The organism is Sorangium sp. So ce321 (genome assembly GCF_051530195.1).
In the GTDB taxonomy this organism is placed as follows: domain Bacteria; phylum Myxococcota_A; class Polyangia; order Polyangiales; family Polyangiaceae; genus Sorangium.
On the sequence record NZ_CP150329.1, the window covers coordinates 4,081,068 to 4,107,545 of the forward strand.

Annotated in this window: 19 protein-coding genes; 5 read left to right on the plus strand and 14 right to left on the minus strand. The window is 71.3% G+C overall.

Annotated features, from left to right (window positions below):
• The first annotated feature begins 106 nt into the window (after positions 1-106).
• Entirely contained in the window at positions 107-664 is a 558-nt protein-coding gene (locus tag WME89_RS15725; RefSeq protein WP_438009958.1) for a hypothetical protein, read from the plus strand.
• 104 nt (positions 665-768) lie between these two features.
• Here WME89_RS15725 and WME89_RS15730 read toward each other — a convergent pair whose 3' ends face one another.
• Both WME89_RS15730 and WME89_RS15735 read right to left on the minus strand, forming a co-directional pair.
• Positions 769-1,695, minus strand: coding sequence for a hypothetical protein (locus tag WME89_RS15730; protein ID WP_438009959.1), 927 nt, complete (start codon positions 1,693-1,695; stop codon positions 769-771).
• Positions 1,696-1,900: 205 nt separating this feature from the next.
• On the minus strand, positions 1,901-2,344 hold the full coding sequence (locus tag WME89_RS15735) for a PA2169 family four-helix-bundle protein (RefSeq protein WP_438009960.1): 444 nt from the start codon (positions 2,342-2,344) through the stop codon (positions 1,901-1,903).
• A gap of 358 nt (positions 2,345-2,702) precedes the next feature.
• On the opposite strand from WME89_RS15735, the gene WME89_RS15740 reads away from it, so the two are divergent.
• Complete coding sequence (locus WME89_RS15740; protein WP_438009961.1) at positions 2,703-2,969, plus strand: hypothetical protein; 267 nt, start codon at positions 2,703-2,705, stop codon at positions 2,967-2,969.
• A gap of 250 nt (positions 2,970-3,219) precedes the next feature.
• On the opposite strand, the gene WME89_RS15745 is transcribed toward WME89_RS15740, so the two are convergent.
• Complete coding sequence (locus tag WME89_RS15745) at positions 3,220-5,007, minus strand: metallophosphoesterase (RefSeq protein ID WP_438009962.1); 1,788 nt, start codon at positions 5,005-5,007, stop codon at positions 3,220-3,222.
• A 101-nt stretch (positions 5,008-5,108) separates the two neighbouring features.
• Between WME89_RS15745 and WME89_RS15750 the strand changes: the two genes are divergently transcribed.
• A complete protein-coding gene (locus WME89_RS15750; RefSeq protein ID WP_438009963.1) occupies positions 5,109-5,537 on the plus strand; it encodes a VOC family protein in 429 nt (142 codons plus the stop codon).
• Positions 5,538-6,001: 464 nt separating this feature from the next.
• On the opposite strand, the gene mfd is transcribed toward WME89_RS15750, so the two are convergent.
• The 6 genes from mfd to WME89_RS15780 form a co-directional block, all read right to left on the minus strand.
• The gene (gene mfd / locus WME89_RS15755) at positions 6,002-9,808 is read right to left on the minus strand and encodes a transcription-repair coupling factor (protein ID WP_438009964.1); all 3,807 of its coding nucleotides are present in this window, start codon (positions 9,806-9,808) and stop codon (positions 6,002-6,004) included.
• Between the two features lie 328 nt (positions 9,809-10,136).
• The gene (locus tag WME89_RS15760) at positions 10,137-10,403 is read right to left on the minus strand and encodes a carotenoid oxygenase family protein (RefSeq protein WP_438011938.1); all 267 of its coding nucleotides are present in this window, start codon (positions 10,401-10,403) and stop codon (positions 10,137-10,139) included.
• Between the two features lie 333 nt (positions 10,404-10,736).
• On the minus strand, positions 10,737-11,660 hold the full coding sequence (locus WME89_RS15765) for a transposase (RefSeq protein ID WP_438009965.1): 924 nt from the start codon (positions 11,658-11,660) through the stop codon (positions 10,737-10,739).
• A 294-nt stretch (positions 11,661-11,954) separates the two neighbouring features.
• Complete coding sequence (locus tag WME89_RS15770) at positions 11,955-12,737, minus strand: hypothetical protein (protein ID WP_438009966.1); 783 nt, start codon at positions 12,735-12,737, stop codon at positions 11,955-11,957.
• A gap of 89 nt (positions 12,738-12,826) precedes the next feature.
• Entirely contained in the window at positions 12,827-13,426 is a 600-nt protein-coding gene (locus tag WME89_RS15775) for a hypothetical protein (protein ID WP_438009967.1), read from the minus strand.
• A complete protein-coding gene (locus WME89_RS15780) occupies positions 13,423-13,905 on the minus strand; it encodes a hypothetical protein (protein ID WP_438009968.1) in 483 nt (160 codons plus the stop codon). The genes WME89_RS15775 and WME89_RS15780 overlap by 4 nt, the downstream gene beginning before the upstream one ends.
• Positions 13,906-13,976: 71 nt before the next feature.
• Between WME89_RS15780 and WME89_RS15785 the strand changes: the two genes are divergently transcribed.
• Together WME89_RS15785 and WME89_RS15790 are read left to right on the plus strand one after the other, a co-directional pair.
• Entirely contained in the window at positions 13,977-14,759 is a 783-nt protein-coding gene (locus WME89_RS15785; RefSeq protein ID WP_438009969.1) for a TetR/AcrR family transcriptional regulator, read from the plus strand.
• Between the two features lie 309 nt (positions 14,760-15,068).
• Positions 15,069-19,277, plus strand: coding sequence for a hypothetical protein (locus WME89_RS15790; protein WP_438009970.1), 4,209 nt, complete (start codon positions 15,069-15,071; stop codon positions 19,275-19,277).
• A 45-nt stretch (positions 19,278-19,322) separates the two neighbouring features.
• On the opposite strand, the gene WME89_RS15795 is transcribed toward WME89_RS15790, so the two are convergent.
• From WME89_RS15795 to WME89_RS15815, 5 genes are all read right to left on the minus strand, one after another.
• Positions 19,323-20,684 carry a hypothetical protein gene (locus WME89_RS15795; protein ID WP_438009971.1) on the minus strand — a complete coding sequence of 454 codons (1,362 nt, stop codon included), beginning with the start codon at positions 20,682-20,684 and terminating at the stop codon, positions 19,323-19,325.
• A gap of 228 nt (positions 20,685-20,912) precedes the next feature.
• Positions 20,913-22,013, minus strand: coding sequence for a hypothetical protein (locus WME89_RS15800; protein ID WP_438009972.1), 1,101 nt, complete (start codon positions 22,011-22,013; stop codon positions 20,913-20,915).
• Between the two features lie 395 nt (positions 22,014-22,408).
• The gene (locus WME89_RS15805; RefSeq protein ID WP_438009973.1) at positions 22,409-23,875 is read right to left on the minus strand and encodes a thrombospondin type 3 repeat-containing protein; all 1,467 of its coding nucleotides are present in this window, start codon (positions 23,873-23,875) and stop codon (positions 22,409-22,411) included.
• Between the two features lie 13 nt (positions 23,876-23,888).
• Positions 23,889-25,403 (minus strand): hypothetical protein, encoded by a 1,515-nt coding sequence (locus WME89_RS15810; protein WP_438009974.1) that lies wholly within the window; start codon positions 25,401-25,403, stop codon positions 23,889-23,891.
• A complete protein-coding gene (locus tag WME89_RS15815) occupies positions 25,403-26,377 on the minus strand; it encodes a hypothetical protein (protein ID WP_438009975.1) in 975 nt (324 codons plus the stop codon). Before WME89_RS15815 ends, WME89_RS15810 begins: the two co-directional genes overlap by 1 nt.
• Between the last annotated feature and the right edge of the window lie 101 nt (positions 26,378-26,478).

Here is a 26,478-nt window from a genome sequence, read left to right on the forward strand (position 1 = left end):
GATGGCGTCTGCTGCTGTTTCTCTCGTTGCGTTCGGCTCCGCCCCCGCGGATGCGTGCTCCGGTATCTCTGCCGCCGCGAGCGCTCTCATCGCCGATACGACGCCGTTGGGGAGCGGCGCTGTGTTCTTCACGGCGGCCCAGAAGTCGGCGTTCGGGTACACGAGCACGGATATCGCCGTCCTCTGGGGCTCGACCAGCCCGAACTCGGCGCAGTACTACTCGAACTTCACCGCCGGGAACCACGTCACGAAGATCACGAATGTCAGCAACATCGCGGCGGGCGACGTTCTCGTCATCGGCCCGGCGGGGACGTACACCGGGCACACCGCGATCGTCACGGGCGCGGCGACGCAGGTCTTGCCCGCGTTGAACCCGACTTTCTCGAACACGAATCAGTGGGCGGTGCCGATCGCCGACTCCACCACCTCGACCCACGGCTGCAGCGTCAGCTACCCCGATAGCCGGTGCGTCGGCGGCATCTTCACGGCGGGGGAGGGGACGGCTTTCATGCGCCTCTACAGCGATCTCTCGGGCAGCCTGGTGGGCTACGGCTACACCTGGAGCGTCACCTCGGGCGCCACATACTACCCGCCCGCGCCTGCGACCGGTTATACGGAGCGGCCCTACGTGATCGGCCGGCTGACGCCCTGCCCTCCGATCTGAGCGTCTCCTTGCGCTGAGCCGCCGCGCCCACGCGCGCGGCGGCTCGATCTCCGAACGATCCTGGAGGCGCGCGCCTCCAGGATCGCCTTCTCCTGCTCCAGCGACTACCGCATACCCTGCTTCTGATCTGGCGCGGGCACGCGGCAGAGCTGGGCGATGCCCTTTCCGCTCAGCCTCTCGCGCGTCAGCTCGAACTGCGGCACATACATGCAGAAGCGTCCGCTCTTCTCGGTCGCGATGCTCGCGCGCCGCGAGATCATCTCCTCGAGCTCCGAGCGGGACACGGCGGTGTCCGTCTTCAGCGTGTCCGTGACGCGCACGGCGGGCGCGTTCGGGCAGCTCATGGAGGCGGAGACCGTCAGGTTGGGCTTCACCTTCTCCTGGTCGCCGGCCCCCGTCCCGGCCTGGCTGCCACCCTGAGCGGCGCCGGCTTGCGCCTGGCTGCCGCCCTGGGCGGCGCCGGCCTGGGCCTGGCTGCCGCCAGTGTCGTGTCCGCGAGCCTGGGCGCCGCCCGCCTGAGCCTCGCTGCCACCTGTGTCGTGTCCGCGCGCCTGGGCGCCGCCGGCCGGGGCCTGGCTGCCGCCGGCGGTCCCCTGCGCTGCGCCGCCGGTCTGGCCCTGCGCGCCGGTGCCGCCTCGCCCCTGGCTGCCATCACCAGGCTGGCCGCCCGCAGGCGGCCGCGACTTGCTCGCCGCGGACTGCTCGATCCGGCCGTTCACGGACGCCGTGTACGTGCACCCGTCCTCGACCTCAAACGAGATCTGCTCCTGGAGCTTCATGGCCTGCTTCTTCTGGACCTGCCCCTGCTGCTGCGCGCGCTGCCCGCCGCTCGCGCCAGGCTGATTGCCCTTCTGCGCGCTGCCGCCCTGCTGCGCGCTGCCGCGCGCGCTGCCGCCTTGCGCCGCGCCCGGGGTGCCCGATTCGCGCTGCTGCGGCGGGCTCGTGCTGCCCGTCTGAGCGGCCGCGAGCGCTGGCACGGCCGCGAGCGCGCCCATGGCGAGCGCGAGATGAATGGACCGATTAAATTTCATATTACCCCCACCGTAGAACCTGCTTCAGGTCGTGTTCGCCGCCGTCCCGGGCCGAGCGCCCGCCTGGAATACCGATCACGTTGATCCACCGAGGAACGAACCGCCAAGCGCGCCAGGGACGCCAGGAATAGAGAGCATGGCGCCTTGATGTCCTGGAGGTCCAAACCTCAGTTTTTTTTCAGGCAGCTTCAACCCGGTTGTCGCTCTATGCGGCCTGCTCCCAGAATTTCCGCGACAGCGCGTCCTTGATCCACGCGAGGTGCCGCTGCTCATCGTCGTAGTTGCGCTCCACGATGACCCGCGCCTCGGTCGTGAGGCCCTCGTTCAGCGCCGCCTGGTACTGTCGGTTCGTTAGCTCCTCGTTGCCGCGCATCGCGAGGAGCGCGCTCTGGTCTCCCATGCTCGTGATCGCCGTGAACCCCTCGATGAGCTTGCCCTTGAGGTCGCGGGTCTGCGCCGGGATGCCACCGAGCGATGTCACCTGCCCGCTCAGATCCACCACGTGGCGCGTGTGGTCATCCCTGAACCTCGCGAGCATCTCCCTGATACGAGCGTGCTCGCACGCCTCGATGGCCTGGTCGTACGCGGCGACCGCGTCGCGATCGAGCTGGATGAGGTCGTTGAGCACCTCGATGACGTCCCTCGCCATATCGACACTCCTTCCGGGGGCGCGCACCGCACAGACCCCCCCGCCCACCACCTTGGGCAGCGCCGCGTGGACGCAAGCCACGGATCGCGGCGCTTCAGGTCGAGCTTGCAGCCGCCTCGCCGCGCTCGGCTCGACCGCCTCCAGAGGCGGCGGCCGGTAGAGGCCGCGGCCGGTAGAAGCGGCGGCCGGTAGAGCCCGCGGCCGGTAGAGCCCGCGGCAGGCGGCGATGGGCCGTCCGGCAGCCAGGACGGCCCGACGACCTGGGCCTGGCACGGACCGTGAACCCCGTCGGGAAACCCTGACGACTTCCGTGCACCGGCGCCACCAGCGCCGGCGCCACGGGAGACGGGATGTGCCCATGAAACGACCTCTTTGCCCCTCGATCCGCTCCGCGCTCGCGCTGCTCCTCGTCGCCGCCTCCACGGCGTGCGCCGAGGGGCTCGCGAACGCACCCAGCATCAACCGCGAATGGACCCCGGAGGACCGCGAGCAGGACGCCATCGCCAACGGCCCGAGCTCGTGCCCGAGGGAAGGTCAGGATCCGCTCGCGCCCCCCGGGGAACAACGCGCCATCTGCCCGCCGCCTGCCACGTCGACGCTCCCCAACCTCGCCGTCTCACCCTGACGGCGTGGCTCGCCCCACGGCCGCCGGACACGCGCGCAGAGAGGGGCCATGAAGTCCCCGCGAGCAGGGCAGTCCAGAGAGGCCCTGCTCGATCCCCCGGCCTGTGCGGATGTGCCCGCATGAGAACGGCAGAATGTCCCGACATGAGGCGATCTGCCTCATGCAGCGTGCGCCCTCCCTCGGGCGCATCCGCCCGCGCCCGCCAACGCCGGCATTCCCGCCTGCGCGCGCGGCGCCGGCGCTCCAGCCCCTACGGATCGATCGCGCCGGCCTCCGGCGTCGCGCCTGCTCCAGAGGGGCGGCTCCGCGGCTCGCGCGGCTCATGCGGCTCGTTGACGGCGCGCTCGCAGGATCCTGCGGCGGCGGCGTCGGTCGTGAGCGGGTCGCTCCGGCGATGCTGTGGCGCGATCGGGATCGTGATCGGCTCCTCGATGAGCTCCGGCGTGAGCGCGCCGCGGGCGGGGGCGAAGTACGGCTCGCCGGGCCCGCGGGCCTCCGCCACCTTCCACGCGCGCGGCACCCTCCTCAGCCCGACCGGGTAGAAGGTGAGCCCCGCGGGGTGGACGTGGATGCGCAGGAAGTTCTTGTAGTCCTCGATGCGGAGCGCCGAGAACGCCTCATTGCCGTGCCGCCGCGCGACGTTGAGCGAGATCAGGAGATAGGCACCCATGAGCGTCGAGCCGATCGCGGCGCCGGTCAGGCCGACGAAGAGCGTCACGCCGAGGATGCTCCACAGACAATGGAGGCTCCCGACATCGACGCGGAGCAGCGCGCCGCCGAGGTAGGTGAGCCCCAGCGCGGCCCCGAGGTGGGCGCAGGCGTGGAGCGAGCCGGCGAGCCGGCGATACCAGACCCGGTGCGTGTCGGTGAAGACGATGAAGAGGAGCAGGACGATGAGGACCCACGCCACGGCGCCCGGCCCGGGGCGCGGCAGCGTGAGGGAAGAGAGCATGTAGACGAAGGCGGCGGCGGGCCAGAAGCCGAGGTTGTATCGAGCGAACAGGAGGTTGCGCCAGGTGAGCCGTCGCGACTCCGACTCTGATGGAAACGAGGTCTTCAGGGTATAGATGCGCTGGTCCACGCCCGCGCCGGAGCGGACCTCCGTGACCGGCTCGCCGTGGGTCGGGTGGAGGAACGCGCCGCCGCCCCCGGCGATGATGTTCTGCCGGCCGTCCGCGGACTCGTGGCGGCGGTAGTGGTGAAGATCGCCGGCGATGCGGGCGACGACCTCGACCCCGGGCCGCGCTTCGGCGAGCTGCTTCTCGAAGAACGCGAGGTTGCTCTGGAGATCGGGGTTGTAGATGGCGCCCTTCACCCAGTCCGGCTCGGCGGTGCAGAGGACCACGCGGTCTCCGTCGCGCATCTCGTGCCTCGCCAGACGGCAGAAATACTCGATCTGCGGCTGGTCGATGTCGGCCTCGAGCTGGATATCCACGCCGAGCAGCCAGAAGCCGTGAGGGAGCTTCAGCGCGAAGTAGCTCCGCGACTGGAGCGTCTTCCACGCGCCGAGCGTGCGCTTCTGGCCGAAGAGACGCATGAAGCTCATGAGCCCGTCGTACCAGTCGTGGTTGCCCGGGATCGCGAACAGGTGCGGCGGCTCCTTGATGTCGGCCTTCGGGAGCGCGGCCGCGTAGGGCTCGACGAGGCGCGTCCAGTACGCCTGCCGCGTGGCCGAGGGGTACACCTGGTCCCCGCCCATGATCAGCACCTCTCCACGCCTCGTCTCCCGCCCGCCGAGCGAGAGCGACGGCCGGGCGAGCAGGCTCGCGATCGCGTACGTCGGGTTGAAGCCATCACCGGTGTCGGCCACGTAGTCGACCCAGAGCTCGTCGCGCGTGGCGCCGTTTCGGACGGCATAGTCGAAGGGCGGCTGAGGCCCCGCGATCGCCTCGAGAAGCCGGAAGTCGCCGCGCGCGCCCATCAGGCGCGAGACGATCATGTCGAGCGCGGAGCGGGCGAGCTGGAACGGGCTGTACCAGGTCGTCATGACGCTCCGCTGGAGCGCCTCGAGCTGTTCGCGATCCGGGCGATCGGTCATCCGTTTCCTCCCCTCACGGGAGATTATCACCAGAGGAGCGCCGCGTCCCCATCGCGCCGAGCGCTTCTGGCGCGCGCGGCGTCGTAGTGGGCACTGACGCCATGCAATTCCACGTGGGTAGGCTGATCGGCCCTGTTCATCTCCGCGTCGCCGACCTGGAGCAGAGCAAGCGCTTCTACCGTGCGGTGCTGCGGGCGCTCGGGCGCGATCCGATTCAGGAGGGGCCGGACTACTTCACCGCGGACGAGCTGTTCGTCTCGCCGAGCGACGGCGGGCCGGTGTCGCGCGTGCACCTCGCCTTCCAGACGGCGGATCGGGAGCAGGTGCACCGCTTCCACGAGGCGGCGCTCGCGGCGGGAGGCCGTGACAACGGCGCTCCCGGGGAGCGGCATTATCACCCGGGGTATTACGGGGCCTTCGTGCTCGATCCAGACGGGAACAACATCGAGGCCGTCCACCACGGGCCGTCGCAGCGGTCGCAGCGGTCGCAGCGGTCGGCGGCGTCGGTGGTGATCACGGCCGGGTCCTGAGAGGGCCGCTGTCGGGGCGGTGCGCCCCCTCGGGGAGCCGCGCGGGTGGGGGTGGGCGGACCGGGCGGGCGGACCGAACCACGGTGGGGGCGGGCGGACCGAACCACGGTGGGGGGCCGGCGGACCGCGGCGGCGGACCGAACCACGGTGGGGGCCGGCGGCGGACCGAACCACGGTGGGGGCCGACGCCGTGAGGGCCGGCGGACCGAACCACGGTGCGGGCTCACGAAGGCGGACCGAACCACGGTGGGGGGCCGGCGCGGCGGGGGCCGGCGCGTGCGGGCGGACCGAACCACGGTGGGGGCCGGCGGACCGCGGCGGCGGACCGAACCACGGTGCGGGCTCACGAAGGCGGACCGAACCACGGTGCGGGCCGACGCCGTGAGGGCCGGCGGACCGAACCACGGTGCGGGCTCACGACGGTGCGTGCCCACGGGCTCACGCTACCGACGGAAGCGGCGCGCTCAGGCGCCGTCCTTGAGGCAGCCAGCGAGCTCGCTGAGGAGCTTGTCGGCCGCCTCCAGCCCGCTCGTGAAGACCTCGCCATCCCTGGCCCGACGGGACAGCCTCATGTCGGGCGAGAGCCGGTAAGGCGAGCCCTTCGGCTGGACCAGCCTGAGCACCTTGGCGTGATCGAGCGGCGTGTCCTCGCGCAGGTGCAGCGTGACCCCCTTCGCGCTCGCCTCGCAGGCGAGCGCCTTCAACCGCCGCAGCTCGGTCTTGAGCCGCATGAGGTGGACGAACCGGCGCGCCTCGATCGGCGGCGGGCCGAAGCGGTCCTCCATCTCGACGGCGAGGTCCTGCACGTCCTCGGCCCCGCCAGCGCCAGCGAACCGCTTGTACAGGGAGAGGCGTACGCCAACGTCGGAAATGTACTCCTCTGGCAGAAGCGCGTCGGCGTCGAACGAGAGCTCAGTGTCGACGTCGTGAACCACGGGCTCGCCGCGCAGCTCGTGCACCGCCTCGTCGAGCATCTGGCAGAAGAGCTCGAAGCCAACCTGGGCGACCGTGCCGCTCTGCTCGGCGCCGAGGAGGTCGCCGGAGCCGCGCAGCTCCAGGTCGAGCGAGGCGACCTGGAAGCCGGAGCCGAGCTCGGTGTGGCGCTCGAGGGCCTCGATGCGGGCGCGGGCCTCGTCGGTCATGGCGTTCGGGGGCGGGACGATGAGGTAGCAGTAGGCCCGCTCCTTGGCTCGGCCGACGCGGCCGCGGAGCTGGTAGAGCTGCGAGAGGCCGAACATGTCGGCGCGGTCGATGAGGATGGTGTTGGCGCGGGGGATGTCGAGACCGCTCTCGATGATGGCGGTGGCGCAGAGGACGTCGTAGCGCCCCTCGACGAAGTCGATCATGGCCTGCTCGAGGTTCTGCTCGCTCATCTGGCCGTGCGCGACGCAGATGCGGGCACTCGGGACGAGCTCGGCGAGGCGGGCGGCGCGCTCGTAGAGGCCCTCGACGCGGTTGTAGACATAGAAGACCTGGCCGCCGCGGCCGAGCTCGCGCAGGACCGCCTCGCGGAGGACGGCCTCGTCGTGGCGCGTGACGACGGTGCGGATGGCGCGCCGATCGACCGGGGGGGTGGTGATGATCGACATGTCGCGGAGGCCGGAGACCGCCATCTGGAGGGTGCGGGGGATGGGGGTAGCCGAGAGCGTGAGGACGTCGACGTTGGTCTTGAGGGCCTTGATGCGCTCCTTGTGGGTGACGCCGAAGCGTTGCTCCTCGTCGACGACGAGCAGGCCGAGCCGCTTGAAGTGGATGTCCTTCGAGAGCAGGCGGTGCGTGCCGATCACGATGTCGACGCTGCCGTCCCGGAGGCCGCGGGACACCTCGTCCTGCTCCTGCTTGGTCTGGAAGCGGGACATGGCGCGGACCTCGATGGGGTAGGAGGCCATGCGGGACTTGAAGCTGAGGTAGTGCTGCTGCGCGAGCACCGTGGTTGGGCAGAGCACGGCGACCTGCCTGCCCGCGTTGGCGGCGCGGAAGGCGGCGCGGATGGCAACCTCGGTCTTCCCGAACCCGACGTCGCCGCAGACGAGGCGGTCCATGGGACGGCCGGACTCGAGGTCGGCCGCGACCTCGGTGATGGCCCGGGCCTGGTCGGGCGTCTCGTCGAATGGGAAGGTCGCCTCGAAGGCGCTGTAGTCGTCGTCCGGCGGCGAGATGGGCTCGGCGGTGGCGGCGCGGCGCTCGGCGTAGAGGCGCAGGAGCTCGTCAGCCATCTTGCGGACGCTCTTCTCGACCCGCGCCTTGGTCTTGGCGAACGTCTGCCCGCCGAGCCGGTCGAGCTTGGGGGAGCCCTCGCCGCCGCTGAATTTCTGGATCTGGTTCAGGCGGTAGACCGGCAGGTAGAGCTTGTCGCCCCCGGCGTACTCCACGGCGATGAGATCGACCGTGGTTGAGCCGACCTGCTTGTGGACGAGGCCGAGATACCGGCCGATGCCGTGATTGACGTGGACGACGTAGTCTCCGACGCCCAGGTTCCGGAGGTCCTCGAGGAACGCCTGGGACGGCTTCGTGGAGGACGCAGCGGCGCGGGCGGCGCGGCGGTGGGCGCGAGCACCGAAGATCTCCTCCTCGGTGACGAGCGCGATCCCCTCCGCCGGAGCGATGACGCCGCGCGCGAGGAAGCCCACCACAACGAAGGCCGTGTCGCGCGGCGCCGCCGAGCTGCTGCCTTCGAGGAAGGCGGGGTCGAACGGACCCAGGTTGGCCTTCACGCGCACATCGCGGTGGCGGAGCAGGGTGACCAGCCGCTCAACCTGGGTCTGGGCGCGCGCCGCGATGAGCACCCGCAGGCCCGCTTCCTGCCAGGCAACCACGCGGCGGACGAGGGGGTCGAGGGCGCCGTGCTTGCCGCGTGAGGCACGGGCCGCCTTGATGGCGCGCTCCAGGTCCGACTGGTCGCGCGTGGCGAGCGAGGGGGCGTCCTCGGGGACGACCTCGAAGCGCTCCAGCGAGCCCGGGTCCTCCGCGGCGCCCTCAACCCCGGTGCGGTGCAGCGCAACCACGGTGCGCGCGCCGAGCCAGGAGGCGACGTGCGCCTCGTCATCGTAGAAGGCGCCGAGCGGGAAGTGCGGCTCGCGATCCTTGTGGCTCCGGTCGGCGGCGGCGCGACCGAGCTCGTCACGCAGGGCGGCGGTGAGGGAGGCCGGGTCCTCGAGGACGACGAGCGCGTCGCCCGGCAGGTACGAGGCGAAGGAGGCGAGGTCGACGTAGGCTGGCAGGTAGCCCTCGGCCCCGAAGAAGGCGCGGCCGCTGGCAACGTCGTCGACGAGGGCCCGCGCCTTCGTTGACGGGAAGTCGATGGCGTCGCATGCGGCGCGAACGCGCTGGCGAGCGCGCTCGACGTTTTCAGGCGTGAGGATTGCCTCGCGCGCCGGCGGGAGCCAGACCTCCTTCACGTCCGCGACCGTGCGCTGGTCGTCGGGGTTGAAGGTCTTGATCGACGCGATGATGTCGCCGTAGAAGTCGATGCGCACTGGGAGCTCGGCGGACGGGGCCCAGACGTCGAGCAGGGCGCCGCGCACGGCGAACGAGCCGGGGTCTTCCACGAGGGGGCTGCGAACGTAGCCGGAGGCGCCGAGGCGGGCGGAGAGCGCGTCGCGATCCATCTCCTGCTCGGCGATGACGAGCTCGGCGTGCTCGGTGATCTCGTCCTTGGGGACGACCTTGCGGGCGAGCGCGGCGATGGGGCAGACGAGGACCAACCACGGTAGGTCCATGCCGAGGTGGAAGAGCGTGGCCAGGCGAGTCTGGGCGCCGCGGCGATCCGGGTTGACGTCCGCGTACGGGCTGGCCTCGTTCGGCATGTAGAGAAGGACACTGCCGAAGGCGCTGGCACCGGCGGCCTCGGCGGCGTCGGCGTCCCGAGCGGCGAGCAGGAACGAGGCGTCCGCCGCGAGAGCCCGGGCGCTGTCGACATCGGGGGTGAAGGCGACGATGCGGCGGCCGGGCGCGGCAGCAAGGAGGCGACGGATGACGAGGGCGCCGGCCGAGCCGGCGGCGCCCGTCACGTGGAGCGTGCCAGGTGGCGCGGCGGCGAGCTCTGCGGCGATATCACGGGGCGTGACGACGCGGCGGTCCGCGGGGAGGTCGAACGACGGGAGCGGCTCGTGGTCGGTCGGTGCGGACGCGGGTGCGCCGCTCCCGTCGGTGTCGTTCGAGGCGAGCTCGTCGAGGTTGCGTGCGAGCTCGCCCATGGTGGCGGTCAGCGGGGAGCTCGAGGCGGCGAGGAGGGGGCGCTCGGGAGGCATCGGCGCAGCGCGGTCTAGCATGGGGAGGGGGGTCGTGAGGCGTGAGCCGACCGTGCTGGGCGCGCGAACCTTGGACGCGTGAACCTGGGTGCTGGCGCGGGCGCGCGAACCTGGGAGACCACCGCGGGCGCGTGAACCTGGGAGGCCACCGGATCGGCGCCGAGGGACGTCGACCCCGACCCCGAGCCAGCCCGTCGACCCGGCCCGTTGGGCCCAGCGCGCCCCTCGCCTCGAACCGACCGAGGTTGGGAGCCGCCGCCGAGGTTGCGGGCCGCCGCCGCGAGCCACCCCGCCGAGATTGCGAGCCGCCCCGCCTGGTGCGTGAGCCGCGGGTCACGAGGAGGTTGGTCTACGAGCTTGGGACCCAGGTGCCGTGGAACCCCGCGGGGACGCGGACGGGGAGGTGGGCCTCGGCGGTCGGGTCGGCCTCGAGGTTGGCGGCGTCGAGGATCGCGAGGTAGCTCGGGCTGCGACCGCGAGTGCCCGTGAAAGCCATCAGGTAACCATCGTCCCCGGTGTCAGCCGTGCCGCCGCAAGGTCGGGGCACGAATATCGGCTCGCCGCATGTGTGTCCCGCCGGGAAACGATGGACAGTCCGAGTTGCTCCGTGGCGCAGATCGTACTTGTAGTTCTCACTCTGGTCCGCCTTTCTTTAGGCCAGTATCGGCTGTCCGCGGCACGTTCCTCGCGATCCTGCGTTTCCAGCTAGGGGCCAGACCGGACCGGGGCCAGACCGGACCGTGGTTGCGCCGACCCCAAGGGGCCAGACCGGACCGTGGTTGCGCCGACCCCACGACCGCCGCGATCCGGGTCCAGCCGTGCCGCCGCGCCACGGCCCTCCGCTCTGGCCCGACCGTAGCTATGCCAAGCTTTCAGCTTTCAACCTGACGTCAGCCCGACCTGGCTCGTGTATCTCATCGTCTCATGGGAACTGGTCCTCGCGACGCGTCTATGCTGCTACGAGCTCCCCGTCGTTGACGACAGCTCCGTGAAATACATGCATCCACCATGTCCCTGCTGGAAAGACTGCGCTGCGTACGCCGCCTCGCCAGTGCTGCAGTGATTGCCGATAGGCGGTCTGAAATGCATGCCTGGCAGCAATAGCAGCCTTTCGTTCCTCCGTATGCCCTCGACCCACCGCAAACGTCGGATTGAGCTCGCGAAGCGGCTCGATGCTCGTCGCGCGTTCGTAGGGTGAAACCTCGCACGCGCGAGCTGCGCCGAGGAAGTCCAATCTATTCCGTTGTGCGGTCGCATGAGCTTGCTGCTCGTACTGCTCGAGCTTGTGTGTTATCTCTCGGCGAAAACCGTCGGCGTCGATAGCTTGAATAGACGGCGGAAGCGTGATCGGAAGTGCGGCCTCTTCGGGCCACTGGCGGTTCTTCGGGTCGAAATATGCCTCAGGGCGTTTCGCGTGCAGTGTGCCGCTGCCGAGCTCGTCTGCGCGCGTCTTCGCTCCCGGCCATTCGTGCGCATGCTGTACGAGGCCAGCGGTTACTGGATTCGCGAGGGTATAAGCTATCTTTTCCACCAGAGCATCTCGTGTCGCCAGGTGCACCACGCTCGCTGCCCCAGGGGCCCACATCGGACCCTCCCACGCGCGCAGAACCTTGGTTCCGAGCGCGACAAGGCGATGGAACTGCTGAAGAAAGCGCGGAAGCTGGCCTTGGGTATCGGTAACGACCAGATGAAGGTGTGTGGACATCACGCAGAGCGCGTGCACGAGAATACCATGGCGGCGAGCTGATACAGCCAAAGTGTAAATGACGAGCCGTGTGATGGCTGAATCGGGACGCAAGAGGAAATGCCTTCGCAGGACGCGGCGTGTGAGGAGATAGGTAGCGCCGGGGATGATTGCGCGGGGCTGGCTCATGGTCAGACGGGAGATTTCAAGCGCTGTGCCAGACCAAAGAGAGCTGATTTTCGTGGATCTCGACGTCCGCGTCGGTGACGGCCGCCACCCTCTCCGCCACCTTCGCCGACCAAGGCTTGTTGTGCCCCGCAGATCAGGCATGTCGTCGCGCCGCGGCTGTCTAACGTTAGTTGTCGGTCCCGCGAGGTGTGTCGGTCCCGCGACGTGCCGCTGCTGCCGCTGCCCGGGGTAGCCGTTGCCAACCTGGGTCAGGTTGCTGCCGTTGCCAACCTGGGTCAGGTTGCTGGTGCTCCTTTACAGGCGGACTCCGCCCCCCAGCGATGCCCCCCAGACGGTCGCACCGCGTTGTCCCGCGAGGCCGAACGGCGCATCCAGATTGATGGCAACCTGGGAGCGAACGAACGCCGATTCGAAGTCTGCGTTCGCATACAAGCTCGCCGCCCATTGCGAGAAATCTCGCCCGGCGAGCGGCGCCGATTGCGTGAACAACTGCAGCCGCAGCCCGGGCGTCAGTGGCCCCATCCTGACGCCGGCGTATGCGGCGGCCGCGACCGCCAGCCGCGACGGATTGGAGTTCACGGAAACGAGCACGGCGGGGTCCAGCTCGGCGCCAGCGACCACAGGCTTCCACAGCTCCGTCCTGCTGCGGAGCAACAGCGCGATCGGGATCGCGTTCGGCGCCCACATCCAGCAATCCGCGAAACCGCGCGCGGCCGTTGCGACCGCATAATTGTACTCGACGTCCGTGTTCTCCGGGATCGTGCCGGGAAACGTCGTCACCGGCGGCGCAACCCCTAACCCGGCGTAGATCGAGCGCTTTCGCTCCTCGAGCAGCGCCGCCTGTACGCTCACGAACGGATTCCCGAAGCGAAATGACGAGCGCCGCGCCTCGCCCTCAACCTGAAACGTGGTCCAGGCCGAGGTCACGTCCGTGGTTGCGCTCAGCCAGCGGGTCAGGCGAATGCCCGCCGCGACCTGGGGAGCGACATGGATCGTCGCCAGCTCCCGGTGCTGCGGCGAGGCTGAAAAGATGCCGTATACAGCAACATAACCTCGGTCCGCAGGTCGCATCGGCATGTCGCCTGTCCCCTGCGCCCAGGTTGGCGTCGGCGCGAGCGCTCCACCGGTGGCGACCGCGGCGAACGCGAGTGCGCGCGCTCTTCCGCTCACTTCGTCCTCCGGAACTTCTGTACGCCGCGGCCCCTCAGGCTGGTCACGTACACGCTTCCGTCCTGCCCCACCGCGATCCCGTGCCCCCAGTCGAGCTCCCCGGGGCCGTCACCGGACGTGCTCCAGCGGTCCACGATCTCCCCATCGAGGTTGAGCCGCAGCACATGCCCTCGCGGCCGCTCCGGATCCTGGTCCCCCCCATCGACCACGTACACATGCCGGTCGGGCCCGAACGTGATGGCCCATGGCCGCCCCAGCGCGGCGCTCTTCCACTGCGCAAGGTAGCGGCCGTCCGCGTCGAAGACCTGGACGCGCGCGTTCTCCCGGTCCGCCACGTAAACCCGTCCCTCGTCGTCCGTGACGATGCCGTGGGGCGTGTCGAATTGCCCTCGCCCGAAGCCCTTCTCGCCCCACTCCATCAGGAACTCGCCGCTCTCGGAGAAGCGCGCGATGCGCGCGTGGTTGTAGCCGTCCGCCACGTAGACGTCTCCGTCCAGGCCGAAGGCCACGTTCGTGGGTCGGTCGAGCTGCTCCGGGCTCGTCGCGCACCCGATCCCCACGAGCGGCACGAGGAGCCACGCGCCCCCGCGCATCATGGCTCCTCGCCGAGGGTCATGACCACGTTCCCCTCCGCCGTCAGCTTGAACACCCGGTTCTGCTCGGAGTCCGTGACCCACACGAAGTCGATTCGATCGACCTCGATCCCGTGGGGATACATGAACAGCCCCTCTCCCCACGCGTCGAGCAGCTCCCCGGTTTCCGGATCGAAGACCAGGATGGTCGGTTCGGTGATCGGCGCGTCGTTTCCTGACGTACGCCCGGCCGCGTGGCTGACCAGCACGCGCCCACGCGCGTCGACCGCGACGTCGAGCGCTGGGCCAAACACCATCCCCTCAGGGATACGTGGCCAGCCGTCCACCACCTCGTAGGGGCCCGAGGGCGCGTCGTCCTTTGCAGGTGGCCGCGACGTGCACGCTCCCGCGACCGCGCCCGCGGCGAGCGCGAGGCGCAGCAACCGGACGCGCCCGGCGCGGTGGGCTCCGAACCGAGCCGGATCGTGGCGAAGCAATCCCATACCGGACCAGGATAACAGTGTTATGCACGGGATGTCAACAGGGGAGCCGTGAACGTGAGAGGATTGTGGGCATGGGTGTGACGGACGCCGATGAGCCGGTCGCGCGCGTGTTTCAGGCGCTCTGCGAGGGCCGGCTGACGCGCGACGACCTGACCGCGCGCAAGATCGCCGCGTTCCTGGGCCAGACGACGATGGTGCTGTACCACCACTTCGGCTCGCTCGACGGATTCCTCATCCGCGTCGACGGCGCCGGGTGGCGGCGGCTCGCGGAGCTTCTGGAGGCGCGGGCGCGCGCCGGTGCTGACTTGCGGTCGCTCGCGGTGGGCTACGTCGAGTTCGCGCTGCGCCATCCGGATCTGTACTGGCTCATGGCCGAGCGCCGCTTCGACCGGGCTCGCCTGCGCGAGCAGGGGCGCCTGCGGCTCGCGCGCCCTCTCTGGGGCGCGTTCGTGGAACTGTTGCGCCGTTACGGCAGCGCACGACCGGCGGAGGACACCCATGTTCTCTTCGCGGGCCTCCACGGAATCGCGATGCTCACCCTGAGCGGGCGCGCCAACCTGGGCGAGGACGCCGCCAGTGCCGCCAACCTGGGAGGGCCCACCGCCAGTGCCGCCAACCCGGGAGGGCCCGCCGTGGGAGGACCCGCCGCCAGTACCGCCAACCTGGGTGAGGCTTTCGCCGCCGCCGCTGGCGCCAACCTGGGTGAGGCTTTTGAAGACCTCGCCACCCCAGACGAGGAGGCGGCCTTCGCCGCCGCGCGCCGCCTCGCCGAGCTCGTCCTCTCGGGCCATCCTCCGGCGCCTCTCGCCCCGCAGGCAAGCCACGACGACCTCGGACCCCGGCGCAGCACCTGAGCTGGACCAGCGCCCGCTCAGGCGACCCTGGCGCCGTCGGCCCGCGCGGCCGTCCGCGCGCGATACGCAGGGCGCCCGGTCCGCCGCCCGGGAGGAACGGGAAAGCCTGTCGAGGCGATCCTCCACGCCGGGCGCACCGCCCGCGCCGACCGTGCGGCGTGCGTCGGAGTCGCTCGAAACGACCGCAGCACATCGCGCCTCGCTGCTGGACCGGCCAGTGCATGTGGGGGCAATCGGCACGTCCTGCGAGCTCGCGGCATCTATCTCTGTTCGGAGGTGCTTATGCGCGCGCGATGCAGGATTGCTTTGTTGCTCAGCGGGGAGCTGCTCACGGCCGGCGCCGGATGTGGCAGCGACGAACCCGAGGTGCTCGGCGCAGCTCGGCTCGCGGCGACCGCGGGCGCCGACCGGGCCGTGCACTCTCCTGAGGCGCTCGGGGCCCAGAACGACGCCGCGATCGCAGCGAACGCAGACGCGAGCATCCTCGTCGTCACGTACACCGATCCGCGTGGCGCGCTCGCGAACCCGAGCAGCCTGTCCGGCGTCGCGCGCTCCGCCGACGGAGGCAGGACTTTCGCCGAGGTGCACGGCCCCGGCGGCGAGCCAGCGCTGCCCTCGGCCGCCGGCGGCCAGGTGCTCGGCGCGCCCCGCGTCGTCCACGACCCGCGGCGCGACCTGTTCGTGAGCTGCTCCACTTATGTCCGCCCCGCCGACGGCGTGCAGGGCCTCTGCATGCACGGCTCGAACCCCGGCAGCGCGGCCGGGACCTCCTGGTCCGCGCCGGTGGAGGTGGCCCCGGCGTTCGTTGCGGGGGAGCGCGCCGAGCAGGCCTCCGTCGACGTCAACACGGCGACCGGCCGGCTCGCCGTCACCTGGGTTCAGCGCGGCGGGGCATCTCCGAGGATCCTCTACAGCCACTCCGACGACCTCGGGCAGACCTGGTCGGCGGCGGAGGTGATCGCGCAGGCGCCGGCCGGCGGCGACCTCGACGGGCCGAGCGCGCGCATCCTCCCCGGGACGACCGACCGGGATTCGGTCGTCTACGCCGTCTTCCGATCCATCGAGCCGGGGAGCCGCGGGCGCAACATCGGCTGCCGCCGGTCGACCGACGGAGGCGTCACCTGGGAACCGCTCGTCCTCCTCGACGATACCGGCTACCCACCGGAAGATCAGGTCCCCGGCGTGGACCACGCCAGGCTCTCTCCGTCCATCGACATCGACCACACCACGCGGCAGGTCTACGTCGTCTACCAGCGGAGCGGCGACCGAGGGACGGGGGATGTCGCCCTCCGCTCCTTCACGGAGCGATGCGTCTCCGGCCGCGCCGTCCTGCTCAACAGCGACCCGGGGCGCGATCGAGCCCAGTTTTTCCCCGTCGTCGCCGTCGACCGATCGACCGGCACCGCGCACGTCGTCTACTACGACCAGGATGTCGCGAGCTCGGGCGACATGACCGAGGTCGTGCACACCTCGTCGAGCGACCAGGGCGCCACCTGGAGCCCGCCCGTGCCCATCACGGATCGTCCCTTCCACGCGGGCCACGGCAACGACGTCTCCCGGCAGAACCTCGGCGAGCGCATCGGCGGCATGGCGCTCGCCGGCGAGCTCTACAGCGTCTTCAGCGTGACGGGTCCCGCACCCAGGTTCGACGAGGGGCAGCCGGCGTCGACCTCCATGATCGCGCCGAACGTCCAGCTCGACGCCCTCGACGAGTTCGTGCGCGTCCCCCCGCTGCGCGCCGCGGGCGCCCGGATCGCGGATCCGGCGTGCGGCGACCTCGCGAACGAGCACATCGATCCAGGGGAGCTCGTCGAGGTCGGCGTGTACCTCGAGAACTACCTCGCCAACCCGGTCTCCGGCAGGACGACGGTGTCGGGGATCACGGCCACGCTCGCCACGGAGACGCCCTCGGTGACCATCGTGAGGCCGAGCGCGACCTACCCGGAGCTCGATCCTCTCCGTATCGCCGCGAGCGACGCGCCGTTCCTCCTCAGCACGGCGCAGGACTTCAACCCGGGAGCGCCGATCGACCTGACGCTCACGGTGAGCTCCGACCAGGGCGTCATCCAGCTGCCCGTCCAGCTCGAGACGGGCGCCCCGGGCACTGCCGACGTCCTCTTGCGCGAGGATTTCGACGCCGCGAGCGCCCCCGCGCTGCCCGCCGGCTGGCAGTCGGTGCGCACCGGCGGATCGGCCTCCGCCTCAACCTGGGTCGTCTCGCAGACGCTGACGCCGGGCAACAACGCCGCGTTCCACGACGAGCAGCCAACCACGGCGCACGTCGCGCTGGTGTCGCCCGACGTGACAATTCCAGACAGCTCCGAAAAATCCCATGTCACGCTAGATTTCGATCTCACCTACGCGCTGGAGGACGACCCGCAGAAGCTCGTCCAGGCGTTCGATGGCCTGACCTTGCGCGTCGAGGACCTCACGGCCGGCGCCGCGCCGCGTGCGGTCCTGGCGGAGGCGTTCGCCGAGCGGATCGTGACCGGCGCGCTCCACCATTTTCCAAAGCACCTCCCGGCCCTGGACGATCCGGAGTACCTCGCGGACCAGTCGGTCTGGTCCGGCAGCTCCGGCGGCAGCAAGCGCGTGTCGATCCGATTTCCGGGCGAGGGGCTGCGCGGCCGGACCGTCCAGCTCCGCTTCGACTACACGCAGGACGACAGCCAGATCTGCACGGACGCCGGGCGTTCCGGGCCGTGCGGCGTCGCGATCGACAACGTCGTGCTCGCAGCGGTGCCGGTCGTGTCCGGGGCCTGCGGGGCGGATCTGGCCATCACCCAGGCGGACGCGCCGGATCCGGTGGCGCCCGGCGCGCAGTTCACCACGACGATCAGCGTCGCCAACGAGGGGCCTGGCGACGCGAGCGACGTCGTGGTGACGTCCGTCCTGCCGGCCGGGGCGAGCCTCGTCAGCGCCTCCGGGACCGGCTGGACGTGCAACCTGGGTGCCGAGGGGCTGGGTGCCGAGGGGCTCGTGTGCCGACGCGCGTCGCTCGCCGCCGGGGCGAGCTCGTCGATCGCGGTCACCTTGGTTGCGCCCGCGCTCGCCCCGTCCGAGGTTGCCGAGGTCATCGAGAGCAAGGCCAAGGTCACCGCGGCCGAGCACGATCCGGACCCGGAGAACAACGAGAGCACCGAGCGCACCTCCGTCTCGATTCCGGTCCGCCTGCTCGGGTTCATGACGGTCCTCAGCGAGCGCGAGGCCGGCGACAACGCGGTTTATTCGGTGGTCATCAACAACCTGGGCGGGCGCGAGCAGCCCGACAACCCGGGGTTCGAGTTCGTGGACGTGCTCCCGCCGGAGCTCGCGCTGAACGGCGCGGTCGTGGAGAAAGGTGTTGTCTCGTCCGATCCCACGACCAACACCATCGGCTGGGACGGGGTGATCGAGCCCGGGGAATGGGTGCTCATCACGATCGACGCGAGGATCGCGCCGTTCACCGAGGGGCTGGTCCTGTCGAACCAGGGAACGGTCTCCTTCGACGCCGACTCGGACGGCATCAACGAGTCGAGCGTGTCCACGGACGAGCCGGTGCTCGGCGGCCCGGCCGATCCGACGGTGTTCATGGTGCGGCCCGCGATCTGCGGAGACGGCGTGATCGGGCGAGGCGAGGAGTGCGACGACGGCAACCTGTTCAACCGCGACTGCTGCTCCGACCTGTGCGCCGCTGAGCCGACGACGGTGCTCTGCCGTCCGGGCTCGCTCTGCGATCCAGGGGAGTACTGCGACGGCGCCGGGAGATGCGCGGACAACGTGCTCTTGCCGGACGGCGCCCGCTGCGCCGACCTCGACGTCTGCAATGGCATCGAGCGCTGCTTCGAGGGAAATTGTGTGAGCGGCATTCCCCTCGACTGCGATGACGGGGATCCGACGACCACGGACGAGTGCCGACCTCTCTTCGGCTGCCGTAACACGCCGAACGCGACTCCCGCGGAAGGGGCCGGTGGCAGCACGGGCATCGGAGGCGGAAGCGGGTCGGCGGGAGACCCGGGTACCGGCGGTGCAGGTGACGGCGGCGCCGGCGGGGGCCGCGACCTGGGCGACGGAGGCGGCCGAGACGCGGGCAGCGGCGGCAGCGGCGGCAGCGGCGGCACGACAGAAGCTGCGGGCGGCAGCGGCGGTGGCGCGGGCAGCGGCGGTGGCGCGGGCAGCGGCGGTGGCGCGGGCAGCGGCGGTGGCGCGGGCAGCGGCGGTGGCGCGGGCAGCGGCGGCGCCGGCGCGACCGGAGCCGGGGGCGACGTCGCCAGCGGCCAGTGCGGCACCCAGGCCAGCGGAGCGGGCGGCGGAGGTGCCGGCGGCGGCCGAGACGCGGCGAGCGGTGGAGGGGAAGGGGGCCACGCCGGGGAAGGATCGCCGCCGGAGCCGTGCTGCTGCTTCAGCTTCAGCTGCACGCACGCCGCGGCGGGCCGCGGGACCGGCCGCGTATCGGGCGCGGCCCGCGCGCTCGCGGCGATAGGCATGCTCCTCGCGGCGCTCGACCGCGCGCGACGCGCCCGCCGCCGTCGCCGCTGACGCCGGCCTCGGCGCGCCGCGCGCGCCGCGCGCGCCCTCCGGAGATCACTCGTAGAGGAAAACCCCCTTCAGGTCCTCGGTCTGCGAGATGGGCGTGCCGCCCTTCTTCGAGGTGGCCCGGAACTGGTAGATCATCCCCGAGACCAGCGCGGGACCGTCGTACTCGACCTTGACGTCCTCGCTTCCCGACACCCTGGGCACCTCGAGGTTCTCCCAGATCTTCGCCCCGAGCGCGTCGAAGAGCGTCACCTCGTAGAGATCCTCGCTGGAGTCGTCCTCGAAGACGAACGTCGGTGTCCCGCTCACCTCGTCCATCATGCTCGCGCCGGGCGAGACGACGGCGAGCGCGCCCGTCACCTTGAAAGACTCGTCCACGGGCTGGTCGGCGCCGGAGACCGTGATGCGCACGATCTCGGTCCCGCCGATCGACGTGTCCGGATCCCGCACGAGCGCGTCGTTCTCGAACGCGGCCAGGATCACGTACTCGCCGTCAGGCACCCCGGCGATCGAGAACTCGCCGCTGACGTTGCCCTGACGGAGCCCCCGCGGGGTCTCGCCGCGCGCGGTCGCCTCGTTGAAGGTGTCGGCCACGACGAGGATGACCGACGTCGCGCTCCCGCCTGACGCATTCACGATCTCAACCTTTCCGCTCACGACCGCCGTGGCGTCCCCGGTCGCGTGGAGGTCCACGCCCGTCGTCTCCTTGCCCGCGCCGACGGTCGCGCTCGCCGTGTCGAGCGCGAGGCCGGCGGCGTAGCCTTTCACCGTGACCTCGCCCGCAGCCACGTTGAAGATCGTGTAGCTGCCGTCGAGATCGGCCGCGCCCGTGGCGCCGCCCGCGACGAGCAGCGTCCCGCCCGGCTGGTCGGCGTGCACCACGCCAGAGACGGAGCCGAGCCCCTCGCTGTCCGAGAGCGGCAGCAGCGCGATCTCGGTCGCCGCCGAGGCGATCGAGAGCGGCTTGCCCGTCGCGGTCGAGAGATCGATGGGCAGCGCCACCCGCGGCGCCCTCGGGAAGGTCTCGTACGCGAGCGCGTCGGCGCGCAGCGTGACATCGGCCTTGACCGGGACGCCGTCCGCGTCGCGGCGGGCAGGCACGGCGAGCTCGTAGGCCCCGTCCGCCTTCGTCACCGCCACCCGGGAGATCACCGCGTCGTTCGCGTCGCGGGCGAGCACCCGGGCGCCCGCGATCGCCTTGTCGTCGAGCGAGTTGTAGACGCGACCCTTCAGCGTCACCGGCTCGAAGCAAGCGGGCTCGGCGCCTTCCACCTCCTCACACACCTGCGTCGCGGCGCACCCGGTCTGCTCGGCCACCGAGCAGCTCTTCGTCTGCTCCTCGTCATCGCCGCCACACCCCACCCCCACCAGGGCGCAGAGCACCCCAACAGCCATCGAGCGCATCACCATGGACTCGTCTCCTTTCAAACCCTGTCTCGTCGCCGCACGCACAGCCTCTCGGCTCGCGGGCGGCCCGCGCTTCGTTCCCCGGAGCTCATCCCCGGCTCGAGCGGAGGCAATACACCACGGACCGCAGCGGACACAGAGGAGCGTTGAAACGAAACCTCTGTGTCTTCTACGTTCTTCGTGGTTCACGCCCTGCCTTCGAATCCAGGGAGAACCAGGGCCAGCGCGGTGCTAGTTCACAATGGGCTGGCAGCAACCGGTGATACAGTAGTGATCGGCGGCACAGGGCTCCTGACCGGCGAGCCCGCACGGCTGGACGCCCGGCGCGCACTGGCCTCCGGAGTCGCCGCCGCTCCCGCTGCCGCCTGTCCCGGCCGCGCCGCCGCCGGTGCCGCTGCCGCCGCTGCCATCGCCGGCCCCGCCGCCGCCGCTGCCGGTCCCTGTATCGAAGCAGTCGGCGGGGAGCGTGTCCTTGCCGAGGCACAGCTCACAGCGGCCGCAGGTGTTGAGGCAGGCGTCGACGGGGGTGCAGGGCTCGCAGCGGCTCGGGTCGGAGATGCCGTCGCGCGAGCAGGAGCCCTCGCCGGTGCCGTCCGCGTCCGAGCCGAGCCAGACATAGAGGCCGCTGCCCGCGGGCAGCTCGCAGCAGCCGAAGCAGTCGCAGCCGTTCGGCGTGAGCGGACCGCAGACGCTGTGGCAGAGATCGGACTGCTCGCCGTTCAGCTCGCTGCAGCTCTGGCCCTGGGCGCCCGGCGTCGATGCGCGAGGGTCGTAGGCGCACATCGTCCCGTTGATGGACTCGGGGTGATACCCGGGCGCGACCTCGTTCGGGTCACACTGGTGGTTCCAGTGGCAATCGTCGTTGCCAGCCCCGGAGTCCTGGTCGAAGTAGCAATCCACGGTGCACGCCGGCCCTGCCTGGCCGGGTATCCCACCGTAGTAGCTGTCCTCGGTGTTGTCGCACGCGCCGAGGCAGTCCGGATCCTGCGAGTCGAGGAGCCCGTCGTCGTCGTTGTCGACGAGATCCCCGCACTGGTACGTCTTGCCCTGACACATGACGATGGTCGTCGGGGTCGGGATCCCCCCGCCGCCCGCGCTGCCGGTGCCAGCGCCGGCTCCGCCGCCGCCGCTGGCGCTGGCGCCGCCGCTGGCGCTGGCGCCGCCGCTGGCGCTGCCGCCGCCGCTGTCGCCGGCGCCCGTGCCGCTGTCGCCGGCGCCCGCGCCGCCCGATGGGGCGGCGCCATCCACGGCGCTGTCGCTGCAGCCGGCGCCCAGGGTGAGTCCGAACAGAGTGGTCAGCAACGAGAGAGAGAGCGGCAGAGCGAGGCGCATGGTGTCTCCAAAGGTGGCGCCAGCGCTCCCGCCCGCAGCGCGGCTGCAGAGCGGTGTCCCCCGGCGCGTTCACGGAGAGCAGTTACACCAGCGCAAGGTCACGGCTCATGAAAATGCAGGGACCACGAGACCTGGCAGAGCCCGCCCGGGCGCGGCGTGCGCTCGTGGGGCAACAACCCACCTTGTGCCCGCGGCGACCTCCAGCGAGCCTGGAGACAGACGTGATGAAGGCCGATCTGGAGAGACAGAGGGGTCGAATCACGCGACGCCCAGGCGCTTCACGCCTGTCCTGGCGTCGTCCGCCCCACCCGACGTCGTCGCGCGTCACTCTTCAACGCGACCAGCGCCCGTGCCGCGCGCCTTGAACGGGCGCCGACGGGCGCTCGCCGCGACGATCACCCCGCGCGCCGGCGCCGGCGGCGAGACCCCAGGCCCAGCGCGCCCGCGAGGAGCGCCACGAGGCCGACGCGCGCGCCGCTGCCTTCGCCTCGCTGCATCGCGCAGACCAGCCCGGACGAGACCTCCGGCTCGGTCGTGGTCTCAGCGCCGCCCGCGCCGCTCCCGTCGCAGGCGTCCCCGAGCCCGTCGGCGTCGCCGTCGCCCTGATCCGCGTTGGTCACGCGCGGGCAGTTGTCGTCGTCGTCCGGGACGCCGTCATCGTCGTCGTCCTCGTCATCGGCGTCGCACGCGTCGCCCTGATCGTCGTCGTCGCCGTCGGCCTGATCGGGGTTGGCGACCGCGTCGCAGTTGTCTTCCTCGTCCACCACCCCGTCGCCGTCGCCGTCGTCGTCGCACGCGTCGCCCTGCCCGTCGCCGTCGCTGTCGGCCTGATCGGGGTTGGGCTCCTCGTCGCAGTTGTCCGCCGCGTCGGTCAGGCCGTCGCCGTCGGTGTCGTCGCACGCATTGCCGGCGCCGTTCTCGTTGGAGTCCGTCTGATCGGGGTTCGGCACGTCAGGGCAGTTGTCGCTCTCGTTCGCGATGCCGTCGCCGTCGCGATCGATCTCGGCCTCGAGGTCGCACGCGTCGCCACGGCCGTCGCCGTCGCTGTCGGCCTGATCCTGATCGGGCACGTGCGGGCAGTCGTCGCTCTCGTCCGGGATGCCGTCGTTGTCGTCGTCGTCCTCGCAGGCGTCGCCGACGCCGTCGCGGTCCGTGTCTTCCTGAAAGAGGTTGGAAACGACGGGGCAGTTGTCTTCCCCGTCGACCAGCCCGTCGTCGTCGCTGTCCGGATCGCACGCGTCCCCGAGGTCGTCCCCGTCCGCGTTCGCCTGGTCCGGGTTCACGTCCGCCGGGCAGTTGTCCTCTGCGTTGGTGAGCCCGTCGCCGTCGGCGTCGATGTCCGGCTCGCAGAAGTCGCCGGTGCCGTCGGCGTCGCTGTCCTCCTGGTTCGGATTGCGCGTGGTGGGGCAGTTGTCGCAGACGTCGCCGAGCTTGTCGTCGTCCGTGTCCTGCTGGAGCGGGTTCGCCACCTCGGGGCAGTTGTCGGTGTCGTCGAAGATACCGTCGCTGTCGGTGTCGGTGACGTCGGTGTTGTCGTCACAGAGATCCCCGACGCCATCTCCATCGGAGTCCGCCTGATCGGGGTTGCTCAGGCTCTCGCAGTTGTCGGCGTCGTTGTCGATGCCGTCTCCGTCGAAGTCGACATCGCAGGCGTCCCCGGTCGCGTCGCCGTCGAGATCCACCTGGTCCGGGTTGGCGACGTCCGGGCAGTTGTCGTTCGGATTGGCGATTCCGTCCTGATCTGTGTCCAGCTCCTGCGCCCACGCCGCGGCCGGCAAGACCAGCCCGATCAGGCCCGCCGCGAGCCCCACCGTCCACCGTCGCCCGCGCGACCGCACGCCCCTTGTTCCCGTACGCTTCATCGCGCCTCCACCTTCATGGCGACAGCTTCGTCACGAAAACGTCCGTGCCCTCGCCGCCCTCGAGCTGCTTCTCACCGAACTGCACGTCTCCGGTGAACGCCCCGGTCACGAACGCCTGCCTGTCCCGATCGACGGCCACGCCGGTCGCCCGGTCCGGGCCCGCTCCGCCGAAGCGGTGGCTCCACCGATAGCCGCCCTCCGGATCGAGCTTGGCCACGAACACGTCGTCTTCCCCCGCGCTCGTCACCGGCTCGCCCGCGAGCGCGGCCTCCCCGCGGAACCCGCCGACCACGAGCACGTCGCCCGTCCCGTCGACGAGCAGCTGGCCCAGCGACGCGCCGTGCTCGCCGATGACCCGGCTGTAGCGGTGCTCGCCCTTCGGATCGAGCTTCGCCACGAACACCGCCTCTCGCTCTCCGGCCGTCCGGGGACCCCCGCCGAGATCGATCGTCCCGGCGAACTCCCCGCCCACGATGACGTTGTCGGCCCCGTCGACCGCCACCGCCCTGGCCCGCTGCAGCCCCGCGTCGCCGAAGCGCTTGCTCCAGCGGTGCTCGCCGAGCGCGTCGAGGCTCGCCACGAACACGTCGAGACCCCCGGCGCTCCGCAGCGGCTCGCCGCCGAGGTCGATCGTCCCGGCGAAATCGCCGACGACGACCGCGTTGCCGCGCTCGTCCATCGCCACCGCGCGGGGCTGCTGATCGAAGCCGTCGCCGAAGCGCTTGCTCCAGAGCGGCGTCCCGTCGGCGTCGAAGCTCGCCACGAACACGTCGCTGCCCCCGGCGCTCTCGAGCCGGTTCTTGCCGATCACGAGCGCGCCCGAGAAGCGGCCCGCCACGACGATGCGCCCGGTCGCGCTCGCGGCCACGCTCGTCGCGGCCTGGAAGCCGAGGCCGCCGAGCGGCTGCAGCCACAGCTCGCGCCCCTCGGCGTCGAGGCGGGCGATGTAGCCGTCCCGCCCGCCGGCGCTGGTCCGCGGCTCGCCGCCGAACTCCAGCGTCCCGGAGAACTCCCCCGCGACAAGAAGGCCCTCGTTCCCGTCCGTCGCGAGCGCGTTCACGATCTGCGGATCGAACGCGCCGAAGCGCTTCAGATCGAGCCCCGCCCCGTCGTTGGCAGCGAGCCGCGCCCAGAACACGTTCTCCGCGCCGATCGGGGACACGCTCTTGCCGTCGAGGGCCACGCTCTCCGCCTCCGTGAGCCTGCCGAGGAGCGCCGCGGTGCGATCGTCGGCCACGGCCACGCTCGCCCCCGCCTGCTCCCCGTCGCCCTCGAGCGCGCGCGCCCACTGCACCTCGCCGCCCGACTGCGGCGCGCGGCCCCCCTCGCCGCCGGCGCCGGAGCCCGCCGGGTCCGACAGGCTGAGATCCGGCGCGCAGCCGAGCGCCGCGCCGCCGAGCGCCGCCAGGCCGACGGCCGCGCCGCGGAGGGCCAGGCCAAGCGCCGCGCCGCCGAACACCTGGCCCCCGAGCGTCGTCCTGTCGGGCGCCGCGCCAGGTGTGACAGCACAGGAATTTTGCGCTCTCATCAGAATGCTCCCTGCCACAGGACGCCCTGCGCCGTGGGCGTCACGAGCGGAACCAGCGCTGCCCGCTCGGTGCCCGCCCTGGGCCGCAGCAGGATGCCGCCCACCGCCACGCCGACGCCGGCGAGCCCCGCCGCGCCGAGGGTCACCGACAGGCCGAGGCTCCGGTTCCACCGCGCCCGGAGCGCCTCCATGCTCTCGAAATCGTGGGTGCGCCGGTCGCAAACGGACCCGGGGCAGTCCTTCTCGACCTGATCGCGCGCGGCCGCGTGGTCGATCGCGAACGCCGCGCTGCCCGCGAGCGCCGCGAGCCCCACCCCGCCCGCCGCCCACACCCACAGCGGCACCGGCGCGCGCGGCTCCGGCGGCGCGTCCCCAGGCGGGGGCGGCCCGCCGTCGGCGTCCGCCTCGGGCTCCGTCGAGACCCCCGGGACGAGGGTGATGCGGACCTCGACCGGCGCGCGCTCCGCCTCCTTCAGCGCGATCTCGCGCCGCTCCGTCTGGAAGCCGGGCGCCTTCACCGCCACCTCGTGGCGACCCGGGTTGAGCTTGCGCGGGTAGGGGAGCGCCGCGCGCGGGATCGGCTGACCGTCCACCCGCGCCTCGATCTGGTCCAGCGCGGCGCCCTCGACGCGCAGCAGCAGGGACGGAATGCGCGCTTCGAGCTGCTCGACCATCGCTGTGGCCGCCGCCCGCGCCTGCGTGAACGCCGGGGGCTCGTCCTTCCCGAGGGGCAGATGGACGACCTCGTACGCCGTCTCCCGGGCCTCGATGAGGCGGCCGAGCGCCTCGTCGGCGCGCGCGAGGTCGAGCCCCGTCGTGGGGGCGCGCACGAGCGCGTGGGCGGCCTGGAAATCCTCTCGGGCGCCCGCGACGTCCCCCGCGTCGCGCTTCTTGCGCCCCTCGATGAGGAGCGTCCGCGCGGTCTGACGATCGGCCGCCGAGGGCTCGGCCCGCGCCGGGAGAGCTCCGGCCATCGAGACGATGGCCAGCGCTATGCCTGCGGCGCGGGAGGCACGGGGGCGCAGCAAACTCATGTCATCACCAGGCTGCCGGGACCTTCCCGGACTACCTGGTC